Genomic DNA, 14996 nt, shown 5'->3' on the forward strand with positions numbered 1-14996 from the left:
ATCAATATTTTTTACCTATGGGCAAAATTATAGATTATCATCATAAATTATTGATACTTTTACTGCATAATTTCGTCAGAAATTAAGTTTTGGTTATTTAATTAAAACAAATCAATTTAAGACAATGGTAAATGCAAAACACTTAGCCACATTCGTACTGGGAGCAGCTGCGGGTGTAGCGTTACACAAATATTTACAGACCGAAGAGGGAGAAAAGGCATTGGCCGATTTAAAAGAGAAAGGTACAAAATTTAAGGGTGAAGCAGAAGAAGCACTTGACAAGGCACCTGAATATTTTGAGAAACTGAAAACCGAAGGAGCAGAAGCGTTGAAGCAGTATTTTCCGGGAGCTGAAAAATTCTTACAGGATTTATTCGGTGGTAACAAACCTGAAAATCCGACACCGCCGCCAACCGAACCACAGGAGTAAAAAAGAAAGGCTAACCGATTGGTTAGCCTTTCTTTTTTTATTAAGCTTTCCTGATTGTAAAGCTGATTTTGTAATCCTGCAAACTGATTGGGTCTGGTGTTTGTGGATAAGGCGATACGTCTGTTACCTCAATTGCATAAGTAGTACCATTCAGTTCTACTGTAGTAGAAGCAGGCTTTTGCTCGCCACCTTTTATTTCAATCACTGCTTCCTTTGTTGCACCTTTTTCAGAAACACTTATGAAAACCTTCACCATTCCTTCCCAAACACAAACCACGCTTTTCGGACAACGACTGTCCTCTATTTTTGTTACTTTTACTTCAACACCTTCCTGTAGCACTACTGCTTTAGAATAAGCTGTTTCAATTGTACTACCAAACGAAGCCTTCTGTTCTGTTACCTCGTCTTTTGCACAGGCAGTTGCCAATGCCACCATCATCAATACCATTAACCTTTTCATAACGTCTTTCTTTAATTTTTTAAGCTATCTTTCGTATTATCAGAGTTTTTAGTCCAAAAATCGTTCCACGTCATATTGTCTAAAATTCTCTACATCTACTACAATGATACTAAATAAGGCTAAAAGGTTGGAAAGATTTTAAAATATTCTGAAATTTACCACTCCCTCAACAATCTACCCATTTATGTAGTTTTTTTTGAAAGATATTCTGCTAAACCTCTATATTCGTCGCAAAATTATAAACCCAATTATATAGCTATGCGTTCTCACGAAATTGATTACAAAATATTTGGTGAAGACATTCAGATTGTCGAAATCGAACTTGACCCTTATGAAACCGTCATTGCCGAGGCAGGCTCAATGCTCTTCATGGAAGACGGCATTCAGTTTGAAACCAAAATGGGTGATGGCTCGCAGCCACAACAAAGTTTTTTTGGTAAATTATTGCAGGCAGGTAGTCGTGCGCTGATGGGCGAGTCTATTTTTATGACTCACTTTACCAACCGTGTCCCTCAGATGAAACGTAAAGTAGCCTTTGCAGCACCTTATCCGGGAACTATTAAAGCAGTTAATCTATCTGAGATTATGGGTAACACCCTGATTGTGCAAAAAGATGCTTTCTTGTGTGCGGCTATGGGTACAAGCATTTCTATCCATTTTAACCAACGCCTCGGTTCAGGTTTCTTTGGTGGCGAGGGTTTTATTCTTGAAAAACTACAAGGCGATGGCATGGCATTCATTCACTCTGGTGGTGTGGTTATCGAACGCCAGTTGAATAATGAAACTTTACGTGTAGATACGGGTTGCGTAGTAGGTTTCGAACCACAACTCCAATTTGATATTGAGCGGGCCGGCAGCCTTAAATCGATGGTTTTTGGTGGTGAAGGCTTATTCTTGGCTACGCTTCGTGGCACAGGTAAAGTCTGGATTCAGTCATTGCCTATTTCAAAACTGATTCAGCGTCTGGCTCCTTATGGCGGTAATGCCAATAAAGAAAGCGGCTCTGTATTAGGTGGCTTAGGTAAAATGTTTGAAGGTTAAGATTTTATATGTTTTAGGTAAAGGCGCAGGTAGTTGGCTATCTGTGCCTTTTTTTGTTAATTATACGTTAAAGATTAAGAAATATGGTGCTTTTTTATCCATATTAAGATACAATTGTACTATCAATCTATACCTCATGAAAAAAGCAATATACTGTTTTACCCTTGCAGGGTTCTTTTTTTGCATTTCTGAAAGTTGCTCTATAGATGACCCTATAGCACCAAAAGCCGATTTTACTTTTAAAGTTGATACGCACGGCAAAGTAATTTATAAAAACACTTCTAAAAATGCCTCAAAATTTCATTGGGATTTTGGCAACGATGTTACCTCTACGGCCTTTGACACAACTATTCAGTATATAAAGAATACTACTTATATGGTATCGCTAACAGCCACTTCGGCTAATGGTAAGAGTCACACAAAGCAACGAAAAGTACTTGTTGAAACCGTAAGGATTCCAACTCGCATGAGTTTTGAAGGCACCTTTAGTTTAGGAAAGCTCTCATTTATTGATGGTGAAGAAGGAGTAAAATTTGAGAATCAGTTTTGGTTTTGTTGTGCTTATAAGACATCAATATACAAAGACTACTCAGTACCCATTGATTTTGTTATTACTCATGATCCTAAAAGAGAAGGTCCTAAAACTTTTGAGCGCTTTATAGAAACTATTTTCATAAAAGGTTATAATGAAATAGGACAATATATATTAGGACCCGATCGCCGACCAGGTATGTATCTTAAGTATTATATAGGAGGCCGATTGTCTCATTACAATAGTCCTCAAAAAATAGAAGTGATAGAAGTATTAAAAAAAGATAATAAAACCTGTAGCTGTGATACTGAAAGTTTTTGGATTAAGTATAAGGTTGAAGTTGAAGATCTCAAAGGTATATTAATTATCAGATATGATAATACTTGTTGTCTGACCGAACGATAAGATTAAATTATGATTTAACATCACAAAAAAATGATACTTATCATTCCATTTGTGCTATAAAATCTACTAACTTGCCGTGTATTTAATTAAAACCAAAACCTCCTGCAAAAAACTATGATGATTGATCGCAGAAAATTCTTACAACAATCTGCTTCTCTGGCAGCATTGGCCCTGATAGCGAACAGAGTAGAAGCTAAAGGAACGCTGAAACAATTTGGTTGTCAGCTATACAGTATCCGTGATGTATTGCCTAAAGACCCTAAAGGTTATATGAAACAATTGGCTGATATGGGCTATGAGTACTTTGAGAGCTACTCGAAAGACCCGTTCTGGGGAATGACTCCGAAAGAGGCAAAAAGTTATTTATCTGATATCGGTGTGAAAATGGTAAGTACCCATTTAGGTTTGCCTGATACCAACGAGGCAATGATTGCGAAATGTGCAGAAGCCGGTTTAAGTTATGTGATTTGTCCGGCTATTGGTATGCAACCATCGGCTGATGCCTGGAAACAAAAAGCAGAGACTTTCAGTAAACATGGCGAAACTGCCAAAAAATATGGTATCAAATACGGTTATCATAATCACTCATACTCTTTCCAAAATGCAAACGGTGTAAAAGGTCAGCGTATTTTATTAGAAAATACCGACCCATCGTTAGTGATGTTTGAGTTAGATATGTGCTGGATTGAAGCCTCAGGCGAAGATACATTGGCTCACCTGAAAGAATATGGCAAACGCTACGAACTTTGCCATGTAAAACAATTGGAAACCAAAGACCCTAAACCCAAACAAACAGATTTGGAAAAAGGGATTATTGACTATAAAACCCTATTGCGTGCAGCAAAAGATGCAGGTATTAAGTATTATCTGGTAGAGCAGGAGCAATATCCGGTAAGCCCGATTGAAAGTATGAAAAACGATGCGGCTTATCTGAAAGATTTGAAATTCTGATAGTTTTTACTTGTATCACGATTTGAAAAATCGTGATACACATAACACTTAATATTTAATACACTTGAATGTCAACCGGTGATAAGGCGTAAGCCCGTTTTGAAGAATGGCATTTCGGTGATGGATGGTAGGATACCCCGCATTTTCATGCCATCGATAAGAGGGAAACTCTAAACTTAACTCTTCCATCAGATCGTCACGATAGGTCTTGGCTAAAATAGAAGCGGCGGCTATTGACAAAAATTTCTCATCGCCTTTTACAATACAAGTATGCGGAATAAGCGGATAAGGCACAAAGCGATTGCCATCTACCAACAAATGTTCCGGCTGAATTTTCAAAGCTTCTACTGCCCGGTGCATCGCTAAAAAACTTGCCTTTGAAATATTAATTTTATCTATCTCGGCCTCTGTAGCTTTTGCTACATAATAGGCCAGTGCATCTTTTTCTATTTCTGTACGTAGCTTATTGCGTTGTTTTTTGGTTAGTTGCTTTGAATCATTCAGCAATGAATGTTTATAGTCTTTGGGTAGAATTACTGCTGCTGCCAATACAGGTCCGGCCAGACACCCTCTACCAGCTTCATCAAGACCTGCTTCTATTACGTGTTTGTTATAGTATGACCAAAGATTTTTCTCTTTCATGCACCTGCTGTTTCTAAAGAATACTGTTCAGATTTTTTCATTTTACCTACCATATAATAAAAGCGTGAAGTAAGCAAAATAGCCGACATAGTTAAGCCTGCAAATAACCCTATCCAAATGCCGATAGCATCTTGTTTCAGAGTGAAGCCTAAGAAATAACCTAATGGCAAAGCTACAACCCAATAAGCAAACATGGTAATCCAGGTCGGAATATTTACATCGGCAATGCCCCTAAGAATACCCAAGGCTACTACCTGTATGCCATCTGACAACTGAAAAACGGCCGCTATGAGCATCAGTCTGACTGCTATTTTTACTACCTCAGGGTCTGAAATATATAAGCCTATTAAAAACCTGTCCAGGCCAATCATTAAAAACATCATTAAGGTCATAAAAGCTATGACCAGCAATAATGCTACATTGCCTGACATTTTTATTTTCTGAATATTTTTTAATCCTCTACCCTCACCTACCCTTATACCACCTGCCACACCCAGGCCTGCAGCCATCATATAAGTTACAGATGCCACATTTATAGCAATCTGATGAGCCGCCAGTTGATTCTCGCCCAACCATCCCATCATTATGACTGCTAACGAAAAAGCAGCTATTTCAAAGAAAAACTGTAAACCACTTGGCACTCCGATTTTAAAAATATACTTCACTAAATCACTTACAGGTAGTGGATTATATTTCCGGTTAAGGTATTTTCTGAATGCTTTGGCTTTATACAAATATGCCAGCATTGCTATCACCATCAATATTCTTGTAAAAAGTGTAGAAACAGCCGCACCATTGAGCCCCATAGCCGGAAAACCAAGATAGCCATTAATAAGTATGGCATTGAATACAAAGTTGAAGACAAGCCCGAGTATAGTAATAATCATGGCTACATATGTACGCGACAATCCATCTGATAATTGCTTGGAAGCAATAAACAGAAAAGTAAAAAAGCTTGATACAATAATGATACCCATGAAAGTAGGGGACTTGGCATTGATTTCGGCAGATTGCTGAAAAATATCAAAAAAGTAAACACAAATAAACCCTATCGCTCCCAATATCAGTCCGAACCAAACGGCAGCCCACCAACCTGCTCTGAACAGACGATTGACTTCCGGTATATTTCGTTCTGCTTTGGCTTTAGATATCAATGGTGCTACAACCGCAAGTCCTCCGATGCCAATAGACGAAATCACAAAAGCAATAGAGTTGGCAATGCCTGCCACACCCAGGCCTATTTTACCTAAATAGTGGCCTACCATAATGTTGTCGGTTACCCCCATAAGAATACTGCCTAACTGAGCCACTATAATGGGTATAGCCAACGATAAAGTTTTACTTGTTTCTTCTTTAAAAGAAGCAGATAATAGATTTACTTTCATAGCTTTTGAAGGAAATAGCAAGCCTGATTTTGCCAAATTTGCGTTTGTTGTACAATAATCTTTAGCAGAAGACCTAAAGACAGGCACACTTTTTCAGGAATTAAATGTTTGTTGTGGGAAGCGTAGACCTTATATCTTAACCCATAAAAATAGTATGTCTTCTTAAATAACATTGACTCAAGAAAAAAGATTTAATGTTTACAAAAAAATTTTCACCTGAACCTAAATCGGTTTAGTAACTTGTATTGTGAAATACAACAAACTTTTATATATGATATTTATCGTGAGAGATAATAAACAAAAATCTTCTTTAAGAAAAATATACAATTTTATAAAAAAATTTTCAATTGACAATACTCTCACTATCAGCTATTTATAAATTTTAATAAAATTTTAAATCTTCAAATCTCACAATTTTTTTATAGATTTGCGCCTTCATTATTTAAACAAGGGAATTTGTATGATTATGATGGGCGTTGTAATTGCCTATTTGTTAGGGTCTATCCCTACGGCTGTTTGGTATGGTAGAATCTTTCATGGAATAGACGTTCGTCAGCATGGAAGTGGTAATGCAGGAGCAACCAACTCTTTACGTACTTTTGGCCGAAAAGCAGGCATTATCGTTCTTATCATCGACTTCCTCAAAGGCTTTCTTGCTGTGCTTGCTGCAAGTTTTTTGTTTCCTGATACCACCAGATATTTACCAATGCTCATGGGGCTTGCTGCTGTAATCGGGCACCTTTACCCGGTTTTTGCTCAATTCAGAGGTGGCAAAGGCGTAGCAACCGCATTAGGTGTGATAGCAGCGTCTTTTCCGATGACTGTGATTATATGCATGGTGGTTTTCTTTATCATTGTTTTTCTTACCAGATACGTTTCTTTAGGTTCTATGATAGGTGCTTTGGCTTTTCCTGTACAGATTGCATTGAACGTGTGGCAGGTAAACCCTAATCGAGACCCCTATTATATTGCTTTTGCCGCTGCGTTGTTCCTTATTCTGGTATTTACTCACCGCCATAATATTCAGCGTTTAATGAAAGGAACCGAAAATAAATTCGGTACTAAGAAATAAATCACCCTTTCTAAAATTGTATTCTCTCCATCAATTACTTTACTTTGTAGTACAGAAAAGATATTTTTTTGCTTTTATTTATCAACAAGTAATACGCTTGCCCGATATACCCGGGCAAACAATAACACATATATATGAGTACCTATATAGACCAGAACAAAGACCGTTTTTTAAATGAGTTGTTTGATTTTCTAAGGATTCCGTCTGTCAGTGCCGATTCTAAATTTCAGCCTGACATGATTCGTGCAGCCGAATATATTAAAGAAAAATTATTAGCCGCCGGACTTGATACAGCCGAAATTGTGCCTACTGCCGGACACCCGGTAGTATATGCCGAAAAAATTGTAGATACAGCTTTACCGACTATTCTCGTTTATGGACACTACGACGTTCAACCTGCCGACCCTTACGAATTATGGGATTCTCCGCCGTTTGAGCCTACTATCAAAAAGACAAAAATACACCCCGAAGGGGCTATTTTTGCCCGTGGATCCTGCGATGATAAAGGGCAGATTTATATGCACGTAAAAGCCATTGAAATGATGCTGGCCGATGGAAATCTGCCTTGCAATGTAAAGATTATGTTTGAGGGAGAGGAAGAAGTGGGCTCTGAGCATCTGGGTACTTTTGTAAAAGAAAACAAAGAAAAACTGAAAGCCGATGTCATTCTTATTTCTGATACTTCAATTATTGCCAACGATATTCCATCAGTAGAAACAGGTCTACGTGGATTAACTTATATGGAAGTATCAGTTACCGGGCCGAACCGTGATTTACACTCGGGGGTATATGGCGGGGCAGTAGCCAATCCGGTAAATGTATTGTGTCAGATGATTGCCTCTTTGCATGATGCTGACGGAAAAATAACTGTGAAAGGTTTTTATGATAAAGTAGCCGAGCTGACTCAGGAAGAAAGAGATGCTTTAGAAGCAGCACCATTTGATTTAGAAGATTATAAAGCTGATTTGGCTATTGCCGAAGTAACAGGCGAAAAAGGGTATACCACTCGTGAGCGTGCTTCTATTCGCCCTACTTTAGATGTAAATGGTATCTGGGGAGGCTATACAGGAGAAGGTTCAAAGACTGTTTTACCCTCGAAAGCCTTTGCTAAAATATCGATGCGTCTGGTACCGGATCAGGACTGGGAAGAAATAGCCGAACTATTTGACGCCCATTTCAAAGCCATTGCACCACCTACAGTGAAGGTAACGGTTACACGCCATCATGGAGGGCAACCTTATGTTACGCCAACCGAATCGGCAGGCTATAAAGCCGCTATGTTAGCAATGGAAGAAGCCTATGGCAAAAAACCTGTACCAACCCGTGGTGGTGGAAGTATTCCGATTGTAGCATTATTCGAAAAAGAATTAGGCTTAAAATCTATCTTGTTTGGTTTTGGACTTGATTCTGATGCGCTACACTCACCAAACGAACATTATGGGCTGGTTAATTTTTTTAAGGGTATCGAAACTATTCCTTTGTTTTATAAGCATTACGCAGCCTTAATGAAATAAGTTATCATGATGGATACACAAGCGAAGCAAATCGTTTTTGAGCAGTTACAGCAACTATTACACGACCGTATTATAGACAATGAAACTATTCGGAACGAACATGGGGTTGGATTTAGTTATCATGCCTGCACCCCGCCCGATTATGTGGTGTATCCATCTTCTACTGAAGAAATCTCTGAAATTGTCAAGATTTGTGCCACTCATCAGATATCCATTATCCCATTTGGCGCAGGCACTTCTGTAGAGGGGCATATATTGGCTTTGAAAGGCGGTGTTTGCATAGACCTCCGGTTGATGAATCAGATGCTGGAAATCAATCAGGCAGATATGTACGCTACCATTCAGCCCGGTGTTACCCGCAACCAGTTAGATGAAGCATTACAGGGTAGCGGCTTCTTCTTTCCGATTGGCCCGGGTGTAAATGCTACTCTGGGCGGTATGGCAAGCACCCGTGCATCAGGGACCAATGCCGTGCGATATGGCACCATGAAAGAAAATGTACTATCGCTTGAAGTGGTATTAGCTAACGGACAAATTATCAGAACCGGAAGCAAAGCCAAAAAATCTTCGGCAGGGTACGACCTCACCCATCTTTTTGTAGGAGCAGAAGGTACACTTGGGGTGATTACTGAATTAACTATTAAACTCCATAGTTATCCGCAAGCCATCTATGCGGCGGTTTGTTCTTTCCCCACAGTAGAAGCGGCAGTGAATACGGCTATTCAGACTATTCAGAAAGGAATACCAATGGCTAAAATCGAATTGTTAGATGCGCAGATGATGACAGCTATCAACTGCTATTCTGCCCTGAGTTATGCCGAAGTACCCACACTTTTCTTAGAATTTCATGGTTCACAGACCGAATTAGAAGAGCAAATTACACAAGTAGAAGCCATTGCTCATAGTTTTGATGCGAATGAGTTTATCTGGGAGAAAGACGAAGCCGCCCGTATTAAACTATGGCGTGCCCGTACCGATGCCGCTCCTGCCTCTGTAGCGTTGCGAAAAGATGGACAATTGATGTCAACCGATGTTTGTGTACCGATTTCAAGATTAGCGAAATGTATTACTGAAACCCAGAAAGATATTCAGGAAACGGATATATATGCACCCATCCTGGGGCATGTAGGTGATGGGAATTTTCATCTGACGATTGTAATTGACCCGAATGACCCGGAAGAATTTGAGAAAGCCAAAGCCCTTAATAAGCGGTTAGTAAAACGTGCTTTAGCAATGGAAGGTACCTGCACAGGCGAACATGGGATAGGGATAGGTAAATTATCTTATATGACCTTGGAACATGGTAAAGCCATACATACAATGTGGGCTATCAAGCAAGCGCTCGACCCTCTTAATCTCATGAATCCTGGCAAGCTACTGCCATCACTTGATTAATTTCTCTTAGCCACTATCTCCATCAAAGTTTATTGTTCCGACAGTCGTAATAAATAAATTTTATTATAAACTTTGCAAATGTTTCATTGACTCCCCTCAAACCTATGAAAACTTTTCTTTGTGTGCTGTTATTTGTTCAGATTTGTTTTGCGCAAACACCCAATTTCGTTCCTCAAACCATTGACAATCAGGTAAGTATTGGCTATGGTTTAGCCATTGGCGATGTAGACGGAGATAAAAAACCGGATATATTAATGGCCGACCAGAAACAGTTTGTCTGGTACAGGAACGGAGACTGGAAACGTTTTGTGATGATTGAGAACCTGACAGCCCGTGACAATGTTTGTATTGCCGCAAGAGATATAGACGGCGATGGAAAAGTAGAAGTAGCTGTTGGTGCCAACTGGAATCCGGGCGAGACAAACGACCTTAGTAAGTCGGGTTCGGTTCATTACCTGATTCGTCCTGCCGACCCTACACAAAAATGGGAAGCCGTTGAATTGCATCATGAAGTAACCATTCACCGGATGAAATGGGTAAAAACCGGAAATACCTACCAGTTGGTAGTTGTGCCGCTACATGGATTAGGAAACAAAAATGGCGAAGGCGCAGGTGTAAAAATATGGGGATATAACATGCCCAAAAATCCTAAAACCGAATGGAAGCGAACCTTGATTGATTCGACTATGCACCTGACACATAATTTTGAGATAAAAGAAGATAAAAATACTACCTGGCTTACTATTGGCGGAAAAGAAGGCTTGCGAACCTATCAGTACATAGATAAGTGGGAAAAATCGGGCAAAACGCATGAAAATATGCAGATAGGAGAAGTAAAATATACAGAAGTGAGCAAAAATGGCTATTTTGCAACCGTTCAGCCCATGCACGGCAATAAACTGGTATGGGTAAGCCCTACGAAAGAACCTGTTGTGCTGAACGAAAACCTGAGTCAGGGGCATGCCCTTGCTTTAGCCGACTTTCTGAAATTAGGCAGACCACAAATAGCCGTAGGCTGGCGTGAACCTAACAAAGATAAAAAAGTAGGCATCAGATTTTATATCCCTGATAAAACACTATCGCAATGGAGCGAATATACAATAGATGATAACACGATGGCTTGTGAAGATATGCAAAGTGCCGATTTAGATGGTGATGGTAAGATAGATTTAATTGCTGCAGGAAGAGCCTCTAAAAACCTGATTATTTATTGGAATAAGTAATTGTATGCGGTACGCCGCCCGCACGATTTTTACGGTTCGTCGCTACGGAAATCGTCAACACGTTAAGTTGAATACATTTATATTATTATTGCTTTTAACGACGCTTTCGACGATTTAAAAAATCGTGATACATAAAACAAAACTACTATAAAACTTAATTATGTCTCTTGGCTTAGAAAAACTGGCAACAGAATCAAGTTCGCATTATGATAATCTTGAAAAGATGTCGGTGCGGGAATTACTGGTAAATATCAATAATGAAGATAAGACAGTACCTCATGCTGTCGAAAAGTGTATTCCGCAAATTGAAGCTTTAGTGAGTCAGATAGTACCCCGCATGAAAGCAGGCGGCAGAATTTTTTATATCGGTGCCGGAACAAGCGGTCGCTTAGGAATAGTAGATGCTTCCGAATGTCCTCCTACTTTTGGTGTCCCGCATGGCATGGTAGTAGGTATAATGGCTGGTGGCGATAAAGCCATCAGAAAAGCTGTTGAAAATGCTGAAGATGATATAGAACAGGCGTGGATAGATTTAGAGAAATATAAAATCAACGAAAAAGACACTTTAATTGGCATTGCTGCTTCTGGTCGTACACCTTATGTGGTAGGAGGTTTAAGAACAGCCCGTCAGCATGGAATCCTGACCGGTTGTGTGGTTTGTAATACCGGAAGTGCCATAGCCGCCGAGGCAGAATACCCTGTTGAAGCCGTAGTAGGACCGGAGTTTGTAACAGGTAGTACACGCATGAAAGCAGGCACTGCCCAGAAATTAGTATTGAATATGATTTCTACCTCTGTGATGATTCAACTGGGAAGAGTAAGAGGAAACAAAATGGTAGATATGCAATTAACCAACCTCAAACTCATTGAAAGAGCTACCCGAATGGTGATGAACGAACTGAAAATCCCACACGACGAAGCTCATGCCCTGGTACTTCAATATGGCAGTGTTAGAAATGCGATAGATAATTATAAGAATTGAATGGAAATTGTCTGAACTTTGATTTAACTGATTTTGAGATTACACTGATTTAAATTTATTGATTTATAATCACTAAACTTAATTGCTAAATACATTAACAATTTTTCTATTTCAATCACTAAAATCATTAAATCAGGTAAATCAGAGTTCAGACAATCATTCGCTAATTCACAATTCATCATTAACTCATGTGGGATTGGTTTTCGATAGATTGGCTTACTCCTCAAACCCTGCGTTCGTTCGTTTGGGCTGATAGAATCTATCTGTATGCCATAGCCGGAATCCCCTTTTTGTTTCTGCTTCGATGGTTATTTTATAACAGAGGTCAGCAAAAATTAGGGTTGTCGTTGAGCAATCCCCAGCTTAAAACCCGTTTAGTAAGTTATCTGCGTTTTCTCCCCCCTTTGTTTTTCGTATTAGGTATTGCCTGCGTTCTGCTTTCATTGGCTCGTCCGCAACGGGTGAAAGAAAGTAAGGAACAGTTTTCAGAAGGGATAGATATTATGCTGGCAATGGATATTTCAGAGTCGATGTTAGAAAAAGACCTGAATCCTAACCGACTGGATGCCGCAAAAAATGTAGCCCGTGAGTTCATTAAAGGACGTTTCCAAGACCGTATTGGGTTAGTTATTTTCGCCGCCGATTCTTACTCCATTTGTCCGCTTACCACCGATTATGAGATGCTGAATGAGTATCTGAATGAGATAAACAGTGGCATGATACAAACGTCCGGCACGGCCATCGGGAGCGCTTTAGCTACTTGCATTAATCGGTTAAGAGATGTACCGGGTAATAGTAAGGTAGCCATTATTCTAAGCGACGGAGACAACACAGCCGGAACACTCGACCCACTGACAGCGGCAGATTTAGCCAAATCGTTCGGCATAAAAGTTTATACCATTCTGGTAGGACGAGACAGCCAGAATGTAAAAGTAGATGAATCTACGCTGAAAAAGATTGCACAAGAAGGCAACGGGCAATTCTTTACGGCTACTGATAACCAAACTCTCAAAAACATCTTCGTCCAAATCAACCGTCTGGAAAAAGTAAAAATCAAGGATAGTGTCTACCGCGATGTTGAAGACTTCTATTACATCTACCTCAACTGGGCAGTAGCTTTCTTACTCACCGCCTTCTTTTTTAAGAATACTTTTGTTGGGAATATTTTGGAGGATTGAAAATCTATCTTTTATCTTTAGAAAAAGTAATTGATAAGACATATTATGAGTAAATTGTCAGCCCCGTCTGAAAAATATGAAGACCTACTTTAAGAAATTGGTATTACGTTAAAAAACGCTCGCCAAAAAGCTGCTCAAAGTATCAATACTATTTTAGTTCAGACTTACTGGTTTATAGGTCAGTATATTGTCGAATTTGAACAAAAGGGAAACGAAAAAGCCGAGTATGGTAGTGGTTTACTTGATAAACTTTCACAAGATTTATCTACACTATATGGCAAAGGATTTAGTCGTTCCAACGTTTTCTATATGAGGAAATTATATCTTAGTTTCCCAAATAGTGAGACAGTGTCTCACAAATTAACTTGGAGTCATTATTTTGAAGAAATTTTTAAAGTCTGATGAGCCTCTTGAAATTGAATTTTATGTACGCCAGACGGAAATTGAAAACTGGAGTGTACGAGAATTAAAGAGACAAATGAAAAGCATGCTATTCCATCGGATAGCACTAAGTAAGAATAAAGAGGAAGTTTTACTTTTAGCCAAATGGGGGAGTGTAAACTGAACTGTGTCAAGTATTTTTACTACTCACTTGGAGTTGTCTTCAAGTGAGTTTTTTCAAAATTATGAAATTTCATTCTATTACCAAAAATGATGTATAACTGCGATAAAGTAACACTCCAATTTCGGACAGGCATAGTCCACTTTTGAGAGATTCTCTGTACAACCAGATATATCAGTTTCAAGAGTGCTGTATCTGAAGTAAACGAACCTTTAGTTTTGGTAACCTTCCTGACTTGACGATGAAAACCCTCTATAGGATTTGTTGCGGCCGCCGCTGCGGTATAAATCAATCTTCTAATGTCTTCTGCATACTCGTAGAAACTTGATAAGTTTTCCCAATTAGTAAACCAGGATTGAACAGCAATAATATATTTCTTGCCCCACTTAGCTTCTAAAGCTTCTAATTGTCTAAAACCTTCTTCTTTGTTTACAGCAGTGTAAACAAGTTTCAGGTCAGCTATAAAAGCCTTTTTATCCTTTTCAGGAACGTATTTTAAACTATTCCGTATCTGATGGACAATGCAGAGCTGTATTTGGGTTTGGGGATATACAGTAGCTATTGCTTCTGGGAAGCCTTTCAATCCATCAATGCAAGCAATTAAAATGTCCTCTACACCTCTTCGTTTTAAATCTGTTAAGACAGAAAGCCAGAACTTAGCACCCTCTGTTTCTGCCACGTACATACCTATTAAGTCTTTTTTCCCCTCTAAGTCTACTCCTAAAATGTTGTATATAGCTCGTGAAACCACTCTGCCATCTTCCTTAACTTTATAATGTATGCAATCCATAAAAACAATAGGGTAGATGCTCTCTAAGGGTCTGCTACGCCATTCCTGCATGGCTGGAATTACTTTGTCTGTAATGGTTGATAACTGCGTAGCTGAAATATCCATTTGATATAGCTCCTTGATATGTGAAGATATATCTCTGGTAGACATCCCTAAACCATATAAACCTATAACTTTAGCTTCAAGTTCTTCTGTGATTATTACCTGTCTCTTTGGCAAAATCATAGGCTCAAAAGTCCCTGAACGGTCTCTACTATTCTCCAGTTCAAATTCCCCAGATAAACTCTTTACCTGTTTGCTTGTCTTTCCATTTTTACGATTAACTATCCCTTTTGCTTTTGATTCTGCCAGATGGCTTTCCAATTCCCCCGCTAAAGCTGCTTCCAGAAAATGTCGCTTCGGCGATCCGATTCATCAATGGCGCAAAAATCCCT

15 protein-coding genes and 1 pseudogene are annotated in these 14996 nt (G+C 39.1%); 12 read left to right on the forward strand and 4 right to left on the reverse strand.

What is annotated here, in order from left to right:
• Nucleotides 1-124 precede the first annotated feature (124 nt).
• The gene (locus EWM59_RS16555) at nucleotides 125-430 is read left to right on the forward strand and encodes a YtxH domain-containing protein (RefSeq protein ID WP_130022342.1); all 306 of its coding nucleotides are present in this window, start codon (nucleotides 125-127) and stop codon (nucleotides 428-430) included.
• A gap of 40 nt (nucleotides 431-470) precedes the next feature.
• On the opposite strand, the gene EWM59_RS16560 is transcribed toward EWM59_RS16555, so the two are convergent.
• Entirely contained in the window at nucleotides 471-890 is a 420-nt protein-coding gene (locus EWM59_RS16560) for a hypothetical protein (RefSeq protein ID WP_130022343.1), read from the reverse strand.
• Nucleotides 891-1148: 258 nt separating this feature from the next.
• On the opposite strand from EWM59_RS16560, the gene EWM59_RS16565 reads away from it, so the two are divergent.
• From EWM59_RS16565 to EWM59_RS16575, 3 genes are all read left to right on the forward strand, one after another.
• Entirely contained in the window at nucleotides 1149-1931 is a 783-nt protein-coding gene (locus EWM59_RS16565; protein ID WP_130022344.1) for a TIGR00266 family protein, read from the forward strand.
• Nucleotides 1932-2067: 136 nt separating this feature from the next.
• Complete coding sequence (locus EWM59_RS16570; RefSeq protein WP_130022345.1) at nucleotides 2068-2868, forward strand: PKD domain-containing protein; 801 nt, start codon at nucleotides 2068-2070, stop codon at nucleotides 2866-2868.
• A 114-nt stretch (nucleotides 2869-2982) separates the two neighbouring features.
• Nucleotides 2983-3819 (forward strand): sugar phosphate isomerase/epimerase family protein, encoded by an 837-nt coding sequence (locus EWM59_RS16575; protein WP_130022346.1) that lies wholly within the window; start codon nucleotides 2983-2985, stop codon nucleotides 3817-3819.
• Between the two features lie 48 nt (nucleotides 3820-3867).
• Here the strand turns inward: EWM59_RS16575 and rnhB are convergent, their stop codons facing one another.
• Both rnhB and EWM59_RS16585 read right to left on the reverse strand, forming a co-directional pair.
• Nucleotides 3868-4461 (reverse strand): ribonuclease HII, encoded by a 594-nt coding sequence (rnhB, locus tag EWM59_RS16580; RefSeq protein ID WP_130022347.1) that lies wholly within the window; start codon nucleotides 4459-4461, stop codon nucleotides 3868-3870.
• A complete protein-coding gene (locus EWM59_RS16585; RefSeq protein WP_130022348.1) occupies nucleotides 4458-5846 on the reverse strand; it encodes an MATE family efflux transporter in 1389 nt (462 codons plus the stop codon). Before EWM59_RS16585 ends, rnhB begins: the two co-directional genes overlap by 4 nt.
• A 466-nt stretch (nucleotides 5847-6312) precedes the next feature.
• Here EWM59_RS16585 and plsY point away from each other — a divergent pair, with 466 nt between their 5' ends.
• From plsY to EWM59_RS28800, 8 genes are all read left to right on the forward strand, one after another.
• The gene (plsY, locus tag EWM59_RS16590) at nucleotides 6313-6918 is read left to right on the forward strand and encodes a glycerol-3-phosphate 1-O-acyltransferase PlsY (protein WP_229239374.1); all 606 of its coding nucleotides are present in this window, start codon (nucleotides 6313-6315) and stop codon (nucleotides 6916-6918) included.
• Nucleotides 6919-7052: 134 nt separating this feature from the next.
• Nucleotides 7053-8432, forward strand: a complete 1380-nt coding sequence (locus tag EWM59_RS16595) for a dipeptidase (RefSeq protein ID WP_130022349.1) — start codon at nucleotides 7053-7055, stop codon at nucleotides 8430-8432.
• Nucleotides 8433-8438: 6 nt separating this feature from the next.
• The gene (locus EWM59_RS16600) at nucleotides 8439-9827 is read left to right on the forward strand and encodes an FAD-binding oxidoreductase (RefSeq protein WP_229239375.1); all 1389 of its coding nucleotides are present in this window, start codon (nucleotides 8439-8441) and stop codon (nucleotides 9825-9827) included.
• 104 nt (nucleotides 9828-9931) lie between these two features.
• The gene (locus EWM59_RS16605; protein ID WP_130022350.1) at nucleotides 9932-11050 is read left to right on the forward strand and encodes an FG-GAP and VCBS repeat-containing protein; all 1119 of its coding nucleotides are present in this window, start codon (nucleotides 9932-9934) and stop codon (nucleotides 11048-11050) included.
• Nucleotides 11051-11210: 160 nt separating this feature from the next.
• Nucleotides 11211-12032 (forward strand): N-acetylmuramic acid 6-phosphate etherase, encoded by an 822-nt coding sequence (murQ, locus tag EWM59_RS16610; protein WP_130022351.1) that lies wholly within the window; start codon nucleotides 11211-11213, stop codon nucleotides 12030-12032.
• A 188-nt stretch (nucleotides 12033-12220) separates the two neighbouring features.
• Nucleotides 12221-13210: a VWA domain-containing protein gene (locus EWM59_RS16615; protein WP_130022352.1), complete on the forward strand. Its 990-nt coding sequence runs from the start codon at nucleotides 12221-12223 to the stop codon at nucleotides 13208-13210.
• A 102-nt stretch (nucleotides 13211-13312) separates the two neighbouring features.
• The gene (locus tag EWM59_RS28795; RefSeq protein WP_374755951.1) at nucleotides 13313-13612 is read left to right on the forward strand and encodes a DUF1016 N-terminal domain-containing protein; all 300 of its coding nucleotides are present in this window, start codon (nucleotides 13313-13315) and stop codon (nucleotides 13610-13612) included.
• Entirely contained in the window at nucleotides 13590-13775 is a 186-nt protein-coding gene (locus EWM59_RS28800) for a DUF1016 N-terminal domain-containing protein (protein ID WP_207220002.1), read from the forward strand. Before EWM59_RS28795 ends, EWM59_RS28800 begins: the two co-directional genes overlap by 23 nt.
• 19 nt (nucleotides 13776-13794) lie before the next feature.
• Here the strand turns inward: EWM59_RS28800 and EWM59_RS16625 are convergent.
• Nucleotides 13795-14958 (reverse strand): annotated as a pseudogene (locus EWM59_RS16625) (IS256 family transposase); the annotation flags it as partial.
• Nucleotides 14959-14996 lie beyond the last annotated feature (38 nt).

Origin of the sequence: Emticicia agri, from assembly GCF_004168285.1 — a bacterium.
Classification (GTDB): Bacteria; Bacteroidota; Bacteroidia; order Cytophagales; family Spirosomataceae; genus Emticicia; species Emticicia agri.